We start from the raw sequence: 20,571 nt of genomic DNA on the forward strand, positions 1-20,571 counted from the left end.
TCTTAGTATGTACGATATAGTATGAAATCTCTCTGGAAGTGAATTGAAATAAGAAGTGCAGAAACAGTGAAAGTTGATTTAGAAATTCTTGTTTTGTAAATATAAAATTCTCGTGAGACTTCCTGGAAGGAAGGCCAGCAAACCGGCAGTATGCCGAATGTAAGCATTAGAGCATTTTACATTTACAAAATATTAGAATTTCTTAATCAACTTTCACGTTTCAAACTCTTATTTTTTATTTGGAGGCGTTGATGCCGGCAATAGCACCAGAACTCCATGCCCATTGAAGGTTAAAACCACCGCAATCGCCATCTACATCTAATATTTCTCCCGCAAAGAATAAATTCTTAGTAATATTAGATTCTAGGGTTTCGGGATTAATTTCTTTTGTATTAATGCCTCCTGCAGTTATCTGAGCATTTGCAAAAGAATTAGTACCTGAAACATCAAATTGATATCGCTTTAGCAAAGTATATAGAGCATTTTTTTCATTTGAGGCCAAATCGCAACAAGGCTTATGAATGTCATCTATATTTGCTTCTTTTAAAATTATTGGAATGATCTTCTTGTTAATTATTCCGATGAATGAATCATGAACGCAGCGACTTGGGAATACTGACCAATGATTATTTAAAAATGCTTTTAGATCTTCGTAGCTAATATTTGGTAGCATATCAATACTTAAAGAAACCTTGCTATTTTTAGATAAACCATAAGATGCAGTTCTACTAAGCTGAAGAATAGGAGGACCAGAAATGCCGTAATCTGTGAAAAGTATTTCTCCGAATTCCTTTTGAACATATTTATCGTTTATAAATATTTCCGCAAAGCCATCAAACTTTACTCCAGATAGAGCCTTTAGTTTATTATAGTTTAATTTAAGCTGTACAAGGGCTGGTACAGGAGAGATTATACTATGACCTAATTGCCTAGCCAATGAATAGCCGGAACCGTCAGAACCCGTTTTAGGAGCTGATTTACCACCGGTCGCAATAATCAACCTTTCACATTCATATGTAGAATTATCTGTGCTATAAACTTTAAAACCCTTATTTGTTTTAATAATCTCCTTAGCTTTGGTATTTGTATATAGTGGAATTTTTTTTTCGTCTATAGCAAAGCGTAGTATATCAAGTACTGATGAGGCTTGCAATGACATAGGAAACATTTTACCGCCATCTTTTGTAACTAAAGGTATTCCTAAACACTCGAAAAAATTTATAGTATCCTTTATGGTAAAAGAATCTAGCGTATAACCTGCGAAATTTGGATTTTCACTGTGATATCTATCATTATTTATATGTACATTACTGATATTACACCTACCGTTACCGGTAGTTAGTATTTTTTTACCTACTCTGTCGGTTCCTTCAATTATTGCTACATCTATACCAAAATCTTTTGCTATTAAAGCAGAGGTTAAACCAGAGGCACCTCCGCCAATTATTATAAGAGAATGTTTCAAGAAAATCTCTCCTTTCGAGAAAAAATATTTTTAGATTATAAAGTGGTTACATATAATCTTACCCTAAAATCAGTAGGATGAAAATGAATTTTTATTTTGTTTTATAAATAACCATAGAATTTGTTTGTGATTGTTTAGTAAAAGTCAGTTATTTTCAAAAAAACATAAAAAAAATTCTATAAGGGGAACCGTTGATTTAACTGGATTTGAGTGTTTTGAGAAAAAAAATAATAAAAAAAATAAGAAAATATGTTGACACTTTAAGAAAAATTAGGTATTATAGTTTATGTCGGGTTGCAAGACGTAAGCCCATAATAAATAAAGTGACAAATTAGTATGGCTCCTTGGTCAAGCGGTTAAGACACCACCCTTTCACGGTGGTAACAGGGGTTCAATTCCCCTAGGAGTCACCATAAACATACATGGGAGCATAGCTCAGCTGGGAGAGCATCTGCCTTACAAGCAGAGGGTCACAGGTTCGAACCCTGTTGTTCCCACCATATATGGCTCAATAGCTCAGTTGGTTAGAGTGCCGCCCTGTCACGGCGGAGGTCGAGGGTCCGAGTCCCTTTTGAGTCGCCATTTTTACTAAACTGTTATAGTTTAATAAAAGAACATCTAATTTATAAGTTTGATTCTTATCAAAAGAATCATTGAAAAATAATAAGGCTCCTTGGTCAAGCGGTTAAGACACCACCCTTTCACGGTGGTAACAGGGGTTCAATTCCCCTAGGAGTCACCATTAAAACATATATGGGAGCATAGCTCAGCTGGGAGAGCATCTGCCTTACAAGCAGAGGGTCACAGGTTCGAACCCTGTTGTTCCCACCATATATGGCTCAATAGCTCAGTTGGTTAGAGTGCCGCCCTGTCACGGCGGAGGTCGAGGGTTCGAATCCCTTTTGAGTCGCCATTTTTGCTGGCATGGCTCAACGGTAGAGCAGCTGACTTGTAATCAGCAGGTTGTAGGTTCAATTCCTATTGCCAGCTCCAAAAAAGTCCTAAACATTTGTTTAGGACTTTTTTTACGTCCGGCATATTTGATGGAAAATTAAGATTCAAAATGTATTTAGAGTGATTTGATTTTTTGTCTTGAAAAAATAAAAATATTGACAACATTCGATCGTTATAGTAGCATAAACACATATAATAAGCAATTAAAATAAATTAATGTTCGTATTTTTTGGACGAATATCAATATTTTGCCACATTATTGGTTTTGTGAAATAAATATAAATTATATATACCGAACAAAAATATCATTAAGATAAAATTTTAGGAGAGTTAAACCTATGAAGAAAAAATGGACTTACGTATTATTTGTACCGTGTTTAATATTACTAGCTTATTTTCTTATAGTACCTTTAGTTAGTACTATAATTCCTACTTTTAGTATTAATGGAAGCTTTAGTTTAGATCATTATTTAAATTTCTTTGGAGATAAGTATACGCTGCAGATATTTTATAGAACATTAAGAATTGCTTTAATATCATCTGCAATATGCGTGGTTATTGGAGTTCCAACAGCATATTTTGTGTCTAGAACCTCAAAGAAGATTAGAGGGTTATTCATGGCATTAACCATATTCCCTATTCTTACAAATTCAATTGTTCGTTCTTTTGCTTGGATGAGTATTTTAGGTAAAAATGGAGTTATAAATAAAGTGTTACTTAGCTTAGGCGTTATTAATGAATCTTTAACTATGATGTATACTGAAGGCGCAATCATAGTTGGTACAGTTTATTTATTTTCACCGCTAATGATTATTTCTTTAGTAGGAGTTTTAGAAAATATAGATAATGACTTATTAGAAGCAGCGGAAAGTTTAGGAGCTAATAAAGTGAAGGCCTTCTTTAAGGTTATATTCCCACTGAGTTTACCGGGATTAATAGTTGGAACAGTCCTTGTATTTACAGGAGCACTTACTGCTTATACTACACCACAGTTATTAGGTGGTAATAAAAATACAGTGTTAGCCACATTAATTTATCAAGAAGCGATGACCTTAAGTGACTGGCAAGCGGCGTCTGTTGTTGCAACAATAATGATAGTTACAACATTATTGGTTATAAAAGGAATAAACTTATTAGCGTCTAGATTAGATAAGAGGGGATTATAACATGAAAGGCAAAAAAAGCAAATTACTTACTATATTCGTAGCATTAGTATATATATTTTTACTAGCACCATTAGTAATTATAGCGTTAACAAGTATAGGAACAGAAAGTTATATTGCATTCCCACCAAAGGGGTTTAGCATTAAGTGGTATGCAAATGTATTTCAATCAGATATGTTTATGAATACAATGTTTGTAAGTTTTTTAGTATCCTGTGGGTCTACAGTATTAGCACTGTTAATTGGAATACCGGCAGCTTACGGATTAAGCAGATTTGATTTCAAAGGAAAGGGTGTTTTAAAGAGTTTTTTCTTTTCACCATTAATAATACCAGGAGTGGTTGTTGGTTTTGCATTATTTCAGTTTTTAGTAATAAAATTAGAATTTTCAGTATACATGAGTTTATTTATAGGTCATACATTGGTAATAGTACCTTACATAATTAGAGTTGTTGGTTCAAGTTTAGAGGTATTTGATTATTCAATAGAAGAGGCTGCAATGAGTCTTGGCTATACAAAAATAAATACTTTTTTTAAGGTAGTTATGCCAAATATAACTTCAGGAATTATAGCAGCGGTTATGTTAGCATTTATAAACTCCTTTAACAATGTGCCTGTATCAATATTTTTAACAGGGCCAGGAGTAAGTACTTTGCCAATTAGTATGATGAGTTATGTAGAGTATAACTATGATCCAACCGTATCAGCATTATCAGTTATATTAATGTTAATAACAATTGGAATAATGTTTATAGTAGAAAAAACTTTAGGATTAGATAGTCTTTCTTAGGCGAAATATGTTCGTAATAGGCCTTAAATAATGCTAATAAACGTGGGGGTAACACATGAATTTAATAAACTTGAAAAATATAGCAGTATCATATGATGGGAAAGACAATATATTACAAAATTTTAATTTAAGCATTAAAAAAGGGGAGCTTGTATCTCTTTTAGGACCTAGTGGATGTGGTAAAACTACAACATTAAGAGTAATTGCTGGATTTATAGAGCCAAACAATGGAACGTTTATGCTAGGAGGCAAGGATTATACAAAAATACCTGTTCATAATAGAAATTTCGGATTAGTATTTCAAAGCTACGCATTATTTCCGCACTTAACAGTAGAAGAAAATGTAGCATTTGGTTTAAAAATGAAGAAGATATCAAGGGATGAAATAAAGAAAAAGGTAAAAGATATATTAGAAGTAGTAGATATGAATCAATATGCTAAAAGATATCCAAAGGAGCTTTCGGGAGGACAAAGACAGAGAGTTGCAACAGCTAGAGCGTTAGTAATAGAGCCAAGTCTATTACTTTTAGATGAACCTTTAAGCAACTTAGATGCGAAGCTTAGATTGAAGATGAGAGTTGAAATAAGAAAGCTTCAACAAAGCTTAGGCATTACTACTTTATTTGTTACCCATGACCAAGAGGAGTGTTTCTCTATATCAGATAAAGTGGCGGTAATGAACAAAGGTGTAATAGAGCAATTTGATACTCCAGAAAATATTTACTCAAATCCTTCCACAGAGTTTGTTGCTAGATTTGTCGGATTTGAAAACTTTATAGATTTAACAAAGGTAGAAGATGGATTATATGAAAGTAATAAAGGATTAAAGTTTAGTGTGGAAAATCCTAAAATAGACAAGGCAGAAGTTAAAGGTACAATAAGACCAGATGATATAGTTATAGCATCAATAGAAGCGTCAAATACTATAGAGGGAACTGTAGAAATAAGAACATTCTTAGGGAAATCATATCAGTATAATGTAAATACCACTGTGGGAAATTTAGTTGTAAATAGCCAAAATGATGTAGTTTATTCTCAAGGAGATAAAATAAATCTTTACTTACCTGAAAATAAAATAGTATTAGTATAAGCTGAAATGGATATTATTAATTTGAGCAAATTAGGAGGAATGGATATGTTAAAAAAATATTTGGTAGTAACGGTAGCGTTAGGATTGCTAGCAACTGTATTTGTTGGATGTAGTGGTGGATCTTCAGCCTCGGGTAAAAAAAAGAAACTTGTAATTTCAACTTTTGGGTTAAATGAAGACAAGCTAACAGAAAATGTACTTAAACCTTTCGAAGAAAAGCATGGAGTTAAAATAGTATTAGAAACAGGTAATAACTCTGATAGATTAACAAAACTTAAAAACAACCCAAAGTCAACAGTAGACTTAATATACTTAGCTGAGAGCTATGCTGAGCAAGGAATAAAGGCAGGGGTATTTGAAAAGCTTGACTACAGTAAAATTCCTAATAGTGAAAATGTAGTAGATAAGGGCAAAGGAACAATAAAAGATGGATTTGGACCAGCATATGCATTAAACAGCATAGGAATAGCTGTTAATCCAAAGGAAGTAGAGTTTGAAATAACTTCTTGGGAAGATTTATGGAAGCCTGAACTAAAGGGTAAAATAGCTATACCAGATATAACAACAACCTTTGGTCCAGCTATGCTTTATATAGCAGCAGAAAAAGCAGGAGTAGATGTATCTAAAGACAAGGGTGTAGCTGCATTTAAAGAATTACAAAGATTAAAGCCTAATGTAGTTAAAACTTATAGTAAATCTTCAGACCTATCTAATATGTTTGCTAGTGGAGAAATAACAGTAGCGGTAACAGCTGACTTTGCTTATGAAATGATTACTAATGCATCACCAGAAATAAAGCTTATAACTCCAGAGTCAGGAAGATATTTAAACCTTAATTCAATAAACATAAATAAGAATTCAGATAATAAAGATTTAGCTTATGAGTTTATAAATTATGTTTTAAGTGAAGAGATTCAATATAAAGGTGCTAAGAATTTAAGTGAATCACCAGTAAATAAAAAGGTTTCTTTGACTGAAGAGGAAAGTAAAAATTTAACCTATGGACCAACAGTGAAAAATGCTAAAACTATAGATTATAAAGTGGTTAATCCATTAATGAGTGAATGGATAGATACTTGGAATAGAATTATGAACTAATTATATAGATTAAATAAATAACTAGTCAAAATCTTTATGATTGAGACTAGTTATTTTTTAAATTCAGGTATAAAAGTAAAAAATAAGCCTGCATAATTTGAATAGATAAATATATATTAAAGAGGTGTATTATGGAAGTTGAATTAATAGTTAAAAATATCAGAGTGTATAATAGTTATTTTAAGAAATTCATTAATGCAGATGTAGCAATAATGGATGAAAAATTTATATATATAGGCAAAGAATATGAAGGTAAATTAAGTGGTAAAGAAGTTGTAGATGGACATGGGAATTATATGATCCCTGGCCTTATTGACATTCATATGCATATAGAGAGTTCGATGACTATTCCCAGTGAGTTTTCTAAGGCTGTTATACCACATGGAGTAACTACGGTGGTGGCTGATCCACATGAGATTGCTAATGTTTTTGGTGTGGAGGGGATAATAGCTTTTATAAGTAAAGAGGAAAAAATAGATATATTTTATGGAATACCAAGCTCAGTACCATCAACATCAAAGGAGTTTGAAACCACAGGGGGATTTATAAGTGATAAAGAAGTTGGTGAGCTTTTAGCATACCCGAAGGTTATTTGTTTAGGAGAGGTAATGAATTTTAAGGATTTAATAGAAGAGGATGATTCTAATATAAATAGGATTATAAATCTAATCAAGAGAGAAAAGAATAATTTTCCAATAGAAGGTCATTGTCCTAAGATTGGAGGGTTAGATTTAGCTATGTACATATATAGGGGGGTGGATGGGGATCATACTCAGCAGAGTTTAAAATCTATAGAAGAAAAAATAAGTGGTGGAATGTTTTTAGAAATACAAGAGAAATCTATGAGTCAAGAAAATATGAATTATTTAAGGGATAATAATTTATATGAGCACTTTTGTTTGGTTACAGATGATGTAATGGCTGACGAGCTAACAAGTGGACATTTAAATAAATTAGTGAAGAAAGCTATGGATATGGGATTTAGTGAAGAAAACGCTATATATGTATCTACATATACTCCTGCTAGAAGAATGGGACTTTTAGATAGAGGAGTTATTGCCCCAGGAAAGATGGCAGACTTTATATTATTAGAAGATGTTAAAGAGTTTAAGATACACTCGGTATATAAAAATGGAAAAGTGATATATAATAAGGAAGAGTGTGAAGGGAATAGTTATTCGCAAATAAATTCAAAAGAAGGTATAAACATAAAAGAAACTGTAAAGGTGAAAGAAAATAAAAAAGAAGGATTTCCTAGGAAATTTTATAATAGCATAAAGTTAAATTCTTTAAACGAAGAAGATTTTAAGGTGGAAACTCCTATATTAAATGGAGAGCTTATTTGTAGAACAATGAAGGTGGAGCAAGATACAACATTCACTGAAGAGGGAGAAGTTATAATTAAATCATTAAATGGGGAACTTCAATGGGAAATAAAGGGTTGTGCATTGATAGTAGTCTTTGAAAGATACGGAAAAACTAAGGGTAAAGCATTTGGTATAGTAGATGGTAATATAATAAAAGAAGGAGCTGTGGCTACTACTTGGGCCCATGACCACCATAATCTTATGGTAATGGGAAGAAATGTTAAGGATATGATAGCGGCAGCTAATGAAGTTATAAACTGCAAAGGTGGATATGCGGTGGCAAATAAAGGTCACATTCTAGGTTCAGCACCATTACCAATTGGTGGAATAGTAAGTGATGTTCCTATAGAGGTTTTAGCATCGCAGTTAAAAGAAATAAGAAACGCTATGAAGGAATTGGGATATGACCATAAGAATGAAATAATGTCATTTAGTACATTATCACTACCAGTTAGTCCAGCTTTAAAGATAACTGATAAAGGATTAATAGATGTTAAAAAACAGGAGATTGTTTCATTGTTTAAAGAAAGTAGTGAAAGATAAAATAAAAAAATTGGCGGTATTAGCATATGAAAAAAGGAATAGAAGATAATAGAATTTTAATAAAGAATGTAAACATAATTACTATGAATAAGGATAAAGAAGTTATAGAAAATGGTACGCTCGTAATAGAGGGAGATGAAATAAAGGCAGTTGGTGGAGCTGATTTAGAAAATAAGTTTCAAGGATATAACATAATAGATGGTGAAGATGGAATATTAATGCCAGGAATGATTAATTGTCATTGCCACGGTTCTATGGTTCCGTTTAGAAGCTTAGCGGATGACTGCAAGGATAGATTAAAAAGATATTTATTCCCATTAGAGAATATGTTGGTGAATAAGGAATTGGTTTATATTGGAGCGAAATATGCAGTGGCGGAAATGTTGCTTGGTGGAGTAACTACCTATTGTGATATGTATTACTTTGAAGATGAAGTGGCAAAGGCAACATCAGAGTTAAATATGAGGGGAATACTATGTAATAGTATTATAAATTTCCAAGCACCAGATACTGAGGAACCCTTTGGTGGATTAGATTACTCTATAGAATTTATTGAAAAATGGAAGGGGCATGAATTAATAACACCAGGAATAGCACCCCATGCACCCTATACCAATAGTGATGAAAGTTTAAAAATGGCCTATGAAATATCTAAAAAATATGAGGTGCCTTTTACTATGCATTTAGCAGAAATGGACTTCGAATTTGAAAAATATAAGGAAGAATTAGGGCTAACCCCAGTGGAGTATGTAGAAAGCTTAGGAATACTGGATTCTAACTTTATAGCAGCACATGCTGTAACTTTAGAGGAACAAGACATAGATATACTTAAAAAGCATAATGTTAAGGTAAGTCATAATATAGGGGCAAATGCTAAAGGAGCAAAGGGAGTGGCTCCCATATTAAAAATGAGAGAAAAAGGTATAGATGTAGGACTAGGAAGTGATGGTCCAATGAGCGGAAACACCATGGACATAATCACCCAAATGAGTCTAGTTGGAAAAATACAAAAATTATATAATAACGATAGAAGCTTATTCCCCGCAGTGGAATTAGTAGAAATGGCAACAATGGGAGGATCAAAGGTATTAGGTTTAGAAAATAAAGTGGGATCCATTGAAGTCGGTAAAAAAGCTGATATAACATTAATAGAAACTAAATCAGTAAATATGCAACCAATATATGATTACTATTCAGCGGTGGTATATTCAGCTAATGCAGGGAATGTGGATACGGTAATAGTTAATGGGAAGATTGTAGTTAGAAATAAGGAATTGGTTTCTGGGAACTTTAAGGAGATAAGAAGGGAGCTTTTAAAATTGAAGGACAAGATTGAGAAGGTAGCTGGAAAATTATAAATGAATAATATTCTTATATGATTCATTTATATATCAAAATAGAAGATAAAGAAATATGATAGCAAAAGCACATAGTACTTAAAATGCATTTGAGGGTCTTAGAAGTAATTCATGAGGACAAACGCATTTATAGTAATATGTGCTTTTTATTAATGTGCATATTTTTATATTATTTTGATTTACTCAAATTTTTCTTAATTCTTATGTCGTCTCCAAAGAATTTGCAAAGTGTAAAATTTCCAATTAATCTAGAGGTTATTCTCTCAGTATAGGTATTTAATAAATTTTCAAGAGTTAAATTAGTAGATACTAGCATTTTTTTTTGTTTTAATAATTTGGTATTAAGTAGATTGAACATTTCTGTTTTAGTAAAATCTGAAATTTGCTCAGTGCCCAAATCGTCTATAATAAGTAAATCACAATTTATTAGTAGTTCCTCTAAAGAGGTGTCGCCATTAAATCGAATTTCTTTTAAAGCCTTTATCAATTGTTCGGCTGTTCTATATACTACAAAAGAACCTTTGTCGAGTAATTCCTTTGTAATGCAATGAGACAGAAAGGTTTTTCCTGTACCAGAACTTCCATAGAATAATAAATTTTCATCAGTGGTATTGAAATTCTTTAAAAAGCTCATAGACCTAGATAAAATCTTTTCAATGTTCTTTTTAGGAGATTCTGATTCAAGTTCACTTTTTCTAGAAGGATAGTAGTCTAATTTAAAATTATCAAAGTTATTGGTATTTAACATACCTTGAAGTTCAGAACTAGTATAATAAACATCTATAACCTTTTGCTTAAAGCAAGGGCATTTAGTATTTCCAATAAAACCTGTATCGCGACATTTTGTGCATCTATAATGCAAATTCAAGTATTCCATATCAAAACCATTAGAGACTAATAGCTCAGATTTTTTCATTCTTAGATCTATTATTTTTTCTTTCAAAGAATGTAAATATTCATCTCTATTGTTGATACTTTTCAAAGCACTAATGGATAATTCTATACATAGCTTACCTATTTTGTGATCTAGTTCAATAATCTCAGGGTGAGTCTTTTCTATGTGAACTTTTCTTTTTCTAAAGTCAGCCTCTTCTTCTTGCCTTATTCGATCATATATAGCTAATATTTTGGTTTGATATCCTTTAATCATTATTATCCCATCCTAGTAATTTTTTTTCTAGTTCATCAAAGTTATAAGCTCTTTGTTCATAATCATTGAAACTTCCCTTAGCAGGCTTTCCACCGGCAGTAGTTTTTTTATTAGTAACTAAACGTTTTTTATCTTTTTTCTCTATATCCTCTAAAGAGTTTATGCCGTCTTTAAACCAACTATTTAGAATCCCATCGATATATTTAAAATCAGCGCGGCTAAGCCTATCAAAACAAATATCGCAAGCTTTATATATAATTTCTAGAGAAAATTTATAAACATTTATCCATTTATCTAATATTTGTTCTTGAGGTTTCATTATTTCTGGAGCTTTTATTCCTAGGTAATTTAAGATTTTTCTGATGTTTATCCATTTATCCTCATGTTTTTTTATATAGGATTGAGCACCTTCAATATTTTGAATATTAGCATCATGCCATGCAATTGCAATGGTTTCAATGTATCTATAGTCAACTTTACCTTTTGATACACAATATTGAATTAATAAAAGGATTAGTTCTGGGGGGAAATTATAATCTTTTTGCCAACTTAGGTACATGGTCATTTCTTTCGGTGAAAGAGGTTTGGCTAATAGTTTTTCAATATCTTGGAGCATACCTTTTATTGAAGAATTGGTTAATTCCTCAAGCAAATTTATGTTTTGGATATTGTCACTTGGAACATCTAATAAATCCAAGAATTCAACATTAAAGTTACCCATATTATCAATGGGGGTCATTTTAATTAGGTTCTCATCATTCCAATAGTTCCAAGCATTTACAACATCTGTTTCTAGAAGTCCAAGCGTATTTGCTATAACTGAAGAGGTAGCACCTATTTCTCCAGTTGTACAATATTTTAGCCCAAGAAGATAAACTTTAACAAATTCTCCTCTAGCTCTAGGCATAAACTTATCTATAAAGATATTACTCACAGGAGTATATTTATAGTTTTCATTCTTAAACATGAAAGTACTCATAAAGTCACTACCTTTCTTTTAAAATTATAGAAATATAATTTTAAAATACAAAATTGCTGGTTATTTATATAATGTATTAATCTATAGGGATTTTATTATTCAACATATAGTATACCATACAGTGAAAGATACAAATAAAAAAGATGTTTCAAGAATGTATATTATTTGTAATAAAAGGTAATATTAAGTAAGTATTACGGGAGGTAGAATATTGAATGCTCTAAAACGAAATAAAATGAATATAGGTGTGGTAATTATAACACTTATGATTACCGCTACTATGGTGTATTTAAATGTATATAGGTTTTATGGTTATAAAGTTTGTATAGGGAGCAGTACCATAACATTTGTAAAAAATAAGAATGAATTTAATAAAACATATAAGGAATTGCAATCCGAAATTAAATCCAAATATGGGAATGTAATTACAATAAAAGGTTTAACTTTAGGTAAAGTAAAGGTAAATGATGATGCTATGTTTATAAGTGGAGATAGCCTTAAAAAAGTAATGTTAAAAAAATCCAATGTAGTAGTGGACGTATTTTTAATGAAATCAGATAATAGAAAAATGGCATATGTAACAAATGAAAATCAAGGGAAAGAAATTTTGAACTCTGTAAAAGATTATTATTCTGAGGGTTCGAAGCTAAATAGCATAATAAAAACAGATATAGAGAATAAAATTAGTTATGAACCGGTTAAGGTTAAAACAGGAAACTTATATGAAAATAATGAAATTATTAAGGAATTAATTAAATATAACAATAAAGCACAAGTTCCATTAATTACAGTAAAGATAGTAGGAAATATAATTAAAGAACAAGCGATATACCCTACTACAATTATAAAATCTTCAAGTAAACTAATGAATGGTGTTAAAAAGGTAGGTCGTGAAGGTAGTGATGGAATGAAAAAGGTTACTACCGAAGTAATAGCCATTAACAATAATATCATATCTGAAAAGGTCTTAAAAGAAGATACTATAACGCCAGCGCAAAGCAAAGAAATATTGGTAGGAACTAATAACCCAATAACACCTCGATTGGAAGCTATAAATAGTCCATCAAGAGGTAGTATAAGTTCAAGATTTGGTGCGCGCTGGGGAAAAATGCATAAAGGAGTTGATATAGCAGCGAGTTTTGGTGCAACAATAAGTGCGGCATTAGATGGTAGTGTCACTTATGCAGCTTGGCAGGATGGGTATGGTAATGTGATAAAAATCAACCATGGCGGAGGAATAGAAACTACATATGCACATTGTAGTGTCATTACTGTAAAAAAAGGTGAAGTAGTTAAGGGTGGTATGAAAATAGGAGAAGTAGGAAGTACCGGGAATAGCACAGGACCTCATCTGCATTTTGAGGTAAGAGAGAACGGTGAGCCTAAAAATCCTCAAAAATACATTAAATAAAAATAAATATATGAATAAAATTGTACTAAAAGTAAAAAATACTTTATGAAGGAGTGATTTTATGCCATATAAAGAAATGAAGACACCAGCAAAAGAAAAAGATAATAAGCCTAAAAAACCACAGACTATAGAAGCATCTGATATGAAGAAGGCAAAACGCAAATCAGCAATAAGAGCTGAAGAATAATAAAACTAATTTAGTAAAGAGAGCTTTAATGCTCTTTTTATTTTTTTAAAATATAATTAACCATTTCTGAAATAGTAATTAATTTATAGGGATATGTTTATGGTAACATAAGTTACCGTAAGTATTGGCTGAATATAGTATTATTAGACTATAAGTTAACGACATTTCACAAGGAAAGTCTCCCAATGCTATAAGGGGGAGTATAAATCTACTTCTGAAGTCGTTAATGCAGCTCCGCAGGAGATGATATAAAAGAATAAATAGATATTGGAGGAATAATAATGAGCGCTTTTTTAGCACCTATTCACACATGGTTATTTAGTAAAATTTTATTGGCAGAGGATTTAGAGACAAATTTAAGAAAAGTTTATATAGATGAATACGGTGACAATGCAAAAGATGTTGCCCAAAAATCAGCGGCTTACGGAAGTCCAATAGATACCACGAAAAATATAGAAGATATAATTGATGTATCTAATATTCATGGCTGGTTACAGGATAAAATCGGAAAAGTGGAAACTAGAACAGCATTTATAATAACAGAAATGATTAAAAATTATGGAGAAGAAGCAGAAGTTATCGCTAAAGCATGTTTTGCAAAGCAAGGTAAAACTGTTGGAGAAACTTTAAAAGTAAAAGAAATGCAAGGAAGGCCAGAAGAAGTATTTAACGCCCTCAATAATAATTTGTTAGAAGGTATGCCTTGTGATAGAGTAATGAGGGTTATAAAATCTGAAAATGACATATTTGAATGGGAAACTACAAGCTGTATTCATAAAAATTATTGGGAAATGGTAAATGGAGATGTAAATATATTTTACATGCTTAGACATGTATGGATTAAAGCGTTTATTGAAAATTCTAATGAGGAATATACTTATAATTTCATTAAAGGTTTAGAATATAATGGTATAATAGGAACAAATCAAATCACAAGAAAGTAACATAAAGAGCAATATAATAATTAATGGTTGTTACGATCCCCATGGAATAGGAGGAAATTAAATGGAACCTAAATATGCTGTACTTCAAAAAGTAAGAGATGGAAAAAGAACTTATGGTGTAACGCCTCATATCCCGGGGGGATTTATAACCTCAAAACAGCTATCAAAAATAGCTGAAGTAGCTGAAAAATATAAAGGAATCTTAAAAATGACCTCAGGGCAGAGAATTGCAATATTAGGACTAGAATCTGAAGATGTTGCAAAAGTGTGGGAAGAATTAGGTATGCAGCCAGGAGTTAAATCCCTAAACTCTGTAAAAAATGTTCATATGTGCCCTGCAGCATTTTGCAAAAGAGCGAAACAAAATTCCTTGAAAATTGGAATGCTTTTAGATAAGCGTTACCATGGAATGGAGATGCCTTGTAGAACAAAGATTGGAGTAGCTGGTTGTAGGAATGCTTGCACTAGTGTGTACGCTAGGGATTTAGGCATAATAGGTGACAAGGAAGGATACATGATAGTCGCAGGTGGTAGTGGTGGATTTAACCCTAGGGTAGCTGATATTATTGCAGATAAATTAACAGAAGAAAAGGTATTGATTGTGGTTGATATTTTAATGGAATATTACAAGGTTAATGGAAATATGGGAGAGAAACTAGGAGATTTCATTCAACGAATAGGACTAGAAAAATTTAAAGCGGATATCCTTCTAAAGTCGTTATTGCAGCACAGCAGGTGATGATTAATAAGTCCATTGAATAAAAACGCATAATAAGCGTTTTTATTTTTGTCAAAAATAATAGCATCTCTTTTTATTAAAATATCGCATAGCAAATAAAATATTTTAGAAATTATTAAGTATATAAGCATTTGTTAATGGATAGCATAATATTTGAAAGGAGAGATGAAATGTGGGGAGTATGAAGTCAAGAGAACTAAGTAATAAAAAATCATCTAAAGATGGATTAGAAAGGTATGTTGAGATTGAAGGCACAGACATTAAGTTAGTAAACATACCTACAATAGTTACAGGAATTAATAATAATGGAAGCATAAGACAAGAAAAAAATGAAGCCTACGCATATGAGGTAGTTGAGCAAAATAAAAGATTTACAGATTAGTATTTCAGGGACTCACAGAGCATATAACTAGAGCTGCCACTTATAATGTTTAGTTGTATGCTTTATTTTAGATAATAAATATATCGGTGATTTAATCTAATAATCATTTTTAGCATATAAAAAAATAGATATAGTCTATTAAAAACTTATATCTATTTCAAAATAGGTGACTTAGTTATTTTTTTATATATATCAACCACCAAGTGTTACATCTTGATCATCATACCAATGTAAAGCATTTGATAAATGCTCCGGTTTAAAGTCAGGCCAAAAGTCATCTATAACGTAAAAGTCAGAATATATGGATTGTAAAGGCAAAAATCCACTAAGACGCCTTCTTCCACCCCAACGAATAATTAAATCTACTCTAGAGATATCATTAGTTTTTATGCAATTAAATATATTACTTCTCTTGCTACTTTTGTTTTGATCTAGGTTACTTAGATCCCATTCCCAGCCATAGTTTACGAGAAAGTTTAGCTTCATACCACCTTTACCAAAGGTTCTACGTGAGGTGAAAGGAAGTAGTTCTTTAGGAAACATAGGTGAGGCACTATTTCCTACTACTAATAAATCAGCATCCTGTGTACTTAAAAGTTTTACTGCATCTACACAAGCTTTAGCAAAAGCTTCTCTCTGCAAGGGTGGTCTTTTTGTATTATCAGTAGTAAACCCATAATAAGTTATTTCTTTTACGCCCACAGCTTTGCAAAGTTTATACAAAGACAGACCAGGATCTAGTCCAAAGGAATACCCTTTGTCTTTTGATAAACCATTATCTACCGACCATCTTCTATTTCCATCGGGAATTACTCCTATGTGGTTTGGTATTCTCATATTATCACCCTTTAATTATGAATTTTTATAACTTATAAATCATAGTATATCCATTATTAATATATTAATCCATTATATTTACAATTAAATAATCTAATTTATTGAATTTTTAAATTAATATTTGATTTTAACAGAAATATATATTACATAAATGGTAAAAATAGAAATGAATGGTTAACGAAATTTCAGAAGGAAAGTCCCCCAACTTCTATAAGTGTGGGTAGTTAGTACAGTAAAAAAAGCTTCAGCGAAATTGTAAATCTCCTTCTGAAGTCGTTGAAATTGCAGCTTTGCAGAAGATGATTTAATGACATACTGTATATTTTAATACTTTAGGAAAACTAAAAGTTGAAAAGTTAATTTTAGATAATGTATAAAAATACTTTCAATTTATAGGGATATAGTATAGTATTATTGAAATATCGATTAAGATATTTGAAATAAGATTTAATGTTCCTTAATACTAAAATAACTATATAAGATAAATTTATTGATAAGTTGAGGTGAGTTAATGAATAAAACAAAAAGAGCTATATTTCAGTCTGCAATTAAAACTTTTTCTACTAATGGATATGACGGAGCCACTATGGATGAGATTTCAGCAAACGCTGGAGTAGCTAAAGGTACGGTATACTATTATTTTAAAAGTAAGGATGAGGTTTTTAAATACATAATTATAGAGGGAGTAAGCTTACTTAGGCAACAAATAGAAAAAATTACTACAGGGAAGGGAGACTATACCTGTAAATTAAGAGAACTAACCAAGGATCAGTTAAAATTGGCATATGAAAATAGGGATTTATTTAAGGTTATAATGAGTCAAGCATGGGGCGGGAAAATAAGACATTCTGAGCTTAGAGGAATGCTAAAGGCGTATATGGAAGATATTGAAAAATTCTTAGCAAGTGCTATGGCTGAGGGATCTATAAAAAAATGTGAATCCTCTTTTTTAACATATATGTATTTTGGAAACTTAGTATCAGTAGCCGTTTATAATGTTATTAAAAATGATAGTATGAAATTAGATGAAATTACAGATAATTTTATGGAGCACCTACTAAATGGAATAAAGTAAAAATACACAGTAAGATAATTCTAGATAATAGGATATCTTACTGTTTTTTATTTCAAATGAAATTATAAAATTAATGAGCACGTTTACTTCTTTTGTTAACAAAAAATACATTGACTTTATGAAAAAAAAATGTAAAATATACATATATGACTGACTAGTCAGTTCATAAATTAATGTTGTTAAAACTGTTGTAGAAAATAATTATATATATAAAGGATGAGGTGATAACATGAACTTTTTAAAAGTAGCTTGGAGAGATATCTCAAGTATATTTAAAAATAGATTCATACGAGTATCGGTAGTAGCAATTATTATAGTTCCACTTTTGTATAGTTTACTTTATCTTGATGCTTTTTGGGATCCATATGCTAGAATTAAGGATATGCCAGTGGCTGTGGTAAACCAAGATAGAGGAAGCTTAAAGGACGGAAAAAAAGTTAACTACGGTCAAGATTTAGTAAATAATCTTAAAGATAAGGAAGCAGTAGGCTGGAGGTTTGTTACAAAAGAGCAAGCTGAAGATGGAGTCAAGGGAAAGAATTATTATGCCATGTTCGTAATCCCTGAAGATTTTTCGCAAAATGCTTTAAGTTCGACTAAAGGTAAACCAGAACAAGCTACTATATTATATAGTGCAAATGAAAAGAGGAATTTTTTAGCAGCACAAATCAATGGTAAAGTTTTAGATCAGCTTAAATCAGAACTAACCAAAAGTATGTCAAAAGAATACGCAACAGCAGTGTTTGATAGTTTATTTGAACTTAAAGATGGTATGAAAAAAGCTTCTGATGGAAGCAAAAAACTCGCTGACGGTGTAGTTACAGCAAAAGATGGTACGCATCAGTTAAAAGATGGAACTGGGAAACTTAAAAGTAATGTTCCAGAAATGATGGATGGAGTAGGGAAATTACTAGTGGGTTCTAATACATTAACTAGCAAGCTAGGGGAGCTTAAAGCTCAAGTGCCTACAATGGTAAGTGGGGTAAATCAGCTTCATGGTGGTGCAGATAAGCTAAATAATGGATTATCGCAGCTTAATAATGGATTATCGGAGCTTAACAACCAAGTACCATCTATGGGAACAGGAGTACAAAAACTTCATGGTGGTGCAGATAAGCTCAATAATGGCTTATTGGAGCTTGATAAGCAAGTATCAACTATGGTAACGGGGGTACAACAGCTTAATGATAAATATACGACTGAAATGGTACCTCCAACTAAAGAACTTAAAGAAGGAGCAGCAAATCTTGCTTCAGGGCTTGCAGGAACTAAAGATGGATCAACTAAGTTAAATTATGTATCAACTAGGTTAAATGGTGGATCAAAAGAGCTTAGTGGTGGATATGATAAAATGAAAGATAGCATGAGTGATCTTAGCGTGGGCAGTGCAAAAGTTGCTGGCGGAGTAGATGTTTTATTAGATAATAGTAAAAAATCACAAATGGCATTGCAACAAGCAAATGAGAAACTGGAAGCATTTTTACAAGCTAATCCAGACGCAATGGATAATGCAAATATGCAAGTCGTTTCAGCTACATTAACTGCATTAAATAAAAATGCTACAGATGAAAACAACGTAGCGATGATGAATGGACTTCAAAAGGGTGCTCATGGAGTAGCAGAAGGATCTAAGCTATTACAAGAGAAATCTTCAGATTTTGTAAAGGGTTCGCATGACTTTGCACAAGGTGCAGAAGAGTTTTCAAAAGGGGCTGGAATGTTTGCAGAAAAAACAGGTGAAGCAGCGGGCGGTGCAGCTAAAATTAGTGGAGGTCTAAATCGGCTATATGATGGTATGAATGGTAAATTCGGTAATGGACTTTCAGAGCTTAATGGTAAAATGCCAGCTTTAACTGGAGGCGTGCAGAAGTTAGTTGCAGGTTCAGGAGCTTTATCAGGAGGAATTTCAGCGCTTAATGATAAAATCCCAGCTTTAACTGGAGGCGTGCAGAAGTTAGCGGTAGGTTCAGGAGCTTTATCGGGAGGCTCAGGAGCTTTATCAGGAGGGCTAGCACAATTTAGTCAAAAGATGCCAGCTTTAGCAGATGGAACGTCGAAACTAAATGCAGGTTCAGCAGAGCTTACAAAAGGAATTAGTACTTTAAATGGTAAATTACCTGAGCTAAAAGATGGGGTAAGCAAGTTAGATGATGGTACTAATAAATTAGATGGTGGCATGACAGAGTTAGCAGATGGTTCTAAAGAACTTAACAAAAAGCTTGCAGATGGTCATAAGGACCTTAGTAGTAGCTTGAAAAATGATAGTAAAACTATGGGAGAGACATTCTCGCAGCCAGTAGTTATGGATCAAAAGCCAATAAATCCTGTTAAAACTTATGGTGAAGGATTTACTCCATATTTCATTCCACTATCATTATGGGTAGGAGCTTTAATGATGTTCTTTGTAATTACAGATAAGGTAGATGCAGATATTGCAGCAAGCCCAGCTTCTGTAGTAGCAGGTAAGTTCTTATCATATGGAGCTATAGGAGCTATGCAAGCGGTACTTGCAAGTGGAGCTGTAATGTTATTAGGTCTTAGACCAAGTAATATACTACTGTATTTCTTGTTTAATATTTTCTTATCAAATGTGTTTATAGCGATTATTCAATGCATGGTATTCTTACTTGGGCAAGCAGGAAGATTAATATCAATTGTATTATTAATTCTTCAACTTACTTCTTGTGCAGGTACATTCCCAATAGAAGTTGTACCTAATTTGTTTAAGGTTTTAAATCCATTTATGCCATTTACTTATGCAGTATCTGGGTTAAGAGAAGTAGTATCAGGTATTGATTATGGCGTATTTACAAAAGATGTAATAGTCCTTGCGGCAATGTTAGTTGTATTCTTATTCATATCTATATCAATGAAGGGGCATGCAGATAAAGTGCAAAAATTGATACAAGATAAAAGAGATGAAGCAACAAATATAACTGCATAGTATAAAGTAACAACGTATTAAAAAATTTAGATATTTGTAAACCACATTCCTATATTATTAGGAGTGTGGTTTTTTAATATAATCATCAATGATTA

Annotated in this window: 17 protein-coding genes and 7 tRNA genes; 20 read left to right on the forward strand and 4 right to left on the reverse strand. The window is 32.0% G+C overall.

Annotated features, from left to right (window positions below):
- Positions 1–235: 235 nt before the first annotated feature.
- Positions 236–1,465 carry a BaiN/RdsA family NAD(P)/FAD-dependent oxidoreductase gene (locus ACWJJ2_RS13920; protein ID WP_216302156.1) on the reverse strand — a complete coding sequence of 410 codons (1,230 nt, stop codon included), beginning with the start codon at positions 1,463–1,465 and terminating at the stop codon, positions 236–238.
- A 338-nt stretch (positions 1,466–1,803) separates the two neighbouring features.
- Here ACWJJ2_RS13920 and ACWJJ2_RS13925 point away from each other — a divergent pair.
- The 13 genes from ACWJJ2_RS13925 (at position 1,804) to ACWJJ2_RS13985 (ending at position 9,828) form a co-directional block, all read left to right on the forward strand.
- Positions 1,804–1,878: transfer RNA gene (locus ACWJJ2_RS13925), tRNA-Glu, on the forward strand.
- Positions 1,879–1,889: 11 nt separating this feature from the next.
- A tRNA-Val gene (locus ACWJJ2_RS13930) sits at positions 1,890–1,965 on the forward strand.
- Positions 1,966–1,970: 5 nt separating this feature from the next.
- Positions 1,971–2,047: transfer RNA gene (locus ACWJJ2_RS13935), tRNA-Asp, on the forward strand.
- Between the two features lie 85 nt (positions 2,048–2,132).
- A tRNA-Glu gene (locus ACWJJ2_RS13940) sits at positions 2,133–2,207 on the forward strand.
- Positions 2,208–2,220: 13 nt separating this feature from the next.
- Positions 2,221–2,296: transfer RNA gene (locus ACWJJ2_RS13945), tRNA-Val, on the forward strand.
- A 5-nt stretch (positions 2,297–2,301) separates the two neighbouring features.
- Positions 2,302–2,378 (forward strand) — tRNA-Asp (locus ACWJJ2_RS13950).
- Between the two features lie 5 nt (positions 2,379–2,383).
- Positions 2,384–2,458, forward strand: a tRNA-Thr gene (locus ACWJJ2_RS13955).
- Between the two features lie 299 nt (positions 2,459–2,757).
- A complete protein-coding gene (locus ACWJJ2_RS13960; protein ID WP_216302155.1) occupies positions 2,758–3,585 on the forward strand; it encodes an ABC transporter permease in 828 nt (275 codons plus the stop codon).
- Between the two features lies 1 nt (position 3,586).
- Entirely contained in the window at positions 3,587–4,372 is a 786-nt protein-coding gene (locus ACWJJ2_RS13965; protein WP_165411814.1) for an ABC transporter permease, read from the forward strand.
- 55 nt (positions 4,373–4,427) lie between these two features.
- Positions 4,428–5,462 (forward strand): ABC transporter ATP-binding protein, encoded by a 1,035-nt coding sequence (locus ACWJJ2_RS13970; protein ID WP_216302154.1) that lies wholly within the window; start codon positions 4,428–4,430, stop codon positions 5,460–5,462.
- Positions 5,463–5,507: 45 nt separating this feature from the next.
- On the forward strand, positions 5,508–6,560 hold the full coding sequence (locus tag ACWJJ2_RS13975; RefSeq protein WP_216302153.1) for an ABC transporter substrate-binding protein: 1,053 nt from the start codon (positions 5,508–5,510) through the stop codon (positions 6,558–6,560).
- Between the two features lie 131 nt (positions 6,561–6,691).
- Positions 6,692–8,470 (forward strand): adenine deaminase C-terminal domain-containing protein, encoded by a 1,779-nt coding sequence (locus ACWJJ2_RS13980; protein ID WP_216302152.1) that lies wholly within the window; start codon positions 6,692–6,694, stop codon positions 8,468–8,470.
- Positions 8,471–8,496: 26 nt separating this feature from the next.
- The gene (locus tag ACWJJ2_RS13985) at positions 8,497–9,828 is read left to right on the forward strand and encodes an amidohydrolase (RefSeq protein WP_216302151.1); all 1,332 of its coding nucleotides are present in this window, start codon (positions 8,497–8,499) and stop codon (positions 9,826–9,828) included.
- Positions 9,829–9,997: 169 nt separating this feature from the next.
- Here the strand turns inward: ACWJJ2_RS13985 and ACWJJ2_RS13990 are convergent, their stop codons facing one another.
- Both ACWJJ2_RS13990 and ACWJJ2_RS13995 read right to left on the reverse strand, forming a co-directional pair.
- On the reverse strand, positions 9,998–10,978 hold the full coding sequence (locus ACWJJ2_RS13990) for an ATP-binding protein (RefSeq protein WP_216302150.1): 981 nt from the start codon (positions 10,976–10,978) through the stop codon (positions 9,998–10,000).
- Entirely contained in the window at positions 10,971–11,957 is a 987-nt protein-coding gene (locus ACWJJ2_RS13995) for a DnaD domain protein (protein WP_216302149.1), read from the reverse strand. Before ACWJJ2_RS13995 ends, ACWJJ2_RS13990 begins: the two co-directional genes overlap by 8 nt.
- Before the next feature lie 211 nt (positions 11,958–12,168).
- Here ACWJJ2_RS13995 and ACWJJ2_RS14000 point away from each other — a divergent pair, with 211 nt between their 5' ends.
- From ACWJJ2_RS14000 to ACWJJ2_RS14020, 5 genes are all read left to right on the forward strand, one after another.
- Entirely contained in the window at positions 12,169–13,368 is a 1,200-nt protein-coding gene (locus tag ACWJJ2_RS14000) for a M23 family metallopeptidase (protein ID WP_216302148.1), read from the forward strand.
- Positions 13,369–13,429: 61 nt separating this feature from the next.
- On the forward strand, positions 13,430–13,555 hold the full coding sequence (locus ACWJJ2_RS14005; RefSeq protein WP_258280600.1) for a hypothetical protein: 126 nt from the start codon (positions 13,430–13,432) through the stop codon (positions 13,553–13,555).
- 281 nt (positions 13,556–13,836) lie between these two features.
- Positions 13,837–14,499, forward strand: coding sequence for a hypothetical protein (locus tag ACWJJ2_RS14010; RefSeq protein ID WP_216302147.1), 663 nt, complete (start codon positions 13,837–13,839; stop codon positions 14,497–14,499).
- A gap of 61 nt (positions 14,500–14,560) precedes the next feature.
- Positions 14,561–15,238, forward strand: a complete 678-nt coding sequence (locus tag ACWJJ2_RS14015) for a nitrite/sulfite reductase domain-containing protein (RefSeq protein ID WP_220286221.1) — start codon at positions 14,561–14,563, stop codon at positions 15,236–15,238.
- 172 nt (positions 15,239–15,410) lie between these two features.
- Positions 15,411–15,620 (forward strand): hypothetical protein, encoded by a 210-nt coding sequence (locus ACWJJ2_RS14020; protein WP_216302145.1) that lies wholly within the window; start codon positions 15,411–15,413, stop codon positions 15,618–15,620.
- A 192-nt stretch (positions 15,621–15,812) separates the two neighbouring features.
- Here the strand turns inward: ACWJJ2_RS14020 and ACWJJ2_RS14025 are convergent, their stop codons facing one another.
- Entirely contained in the window at positions 15,813–16,457 is a 645-nt protein-coding gene (locus ACWJJ2_RS14025) for an undecaprenyl diphosphate synthase family protein (RefSeq protein WP_216302144.1), read from the reverse strand.
- A 511-nt stretch (positions 16,458–16,968) separates the two neighbouring features.
- Between ACWJJ2_RS14025 and ACWJJ2_RS14030 the strand changes: the two genes are divergently transcribed.
- Together ACWJJ2_RS14030 and ACWJJ2_RS14035 are read left to right on the forward strand one after the other, a co-directional pair.
- Positions 16,969–17,532 (forward strand): TetR/AcrR family transcriptional regulator, encoded by a 564-nt coding sequence (locus ACWJJ2_RS14030; protein WP_462953405.1) that lies wholly within the window; start codon positions 16,969–16,971, stop codon positions 17,530–17,532.
- A gap of 229 nt (positions 17,533–17,761) precedes the next feature.
- Positions 17,762–20,476, forward strand: a complete 2,715-nt coding sequence (locus ACWJJ2_RS14035; protein ID WP_216302142.1) for a YhgE/Pip domain-containing protein — start codon at positions 17,762–17,764, stop codon at positions 20,474–20,476.
- The last annotated feature ends 95 nt before the right edge of the window (positions 20,477–20,571 follow it).

The organism is Clostridium sp. CM039 (genome assembly GCF_055081075.1).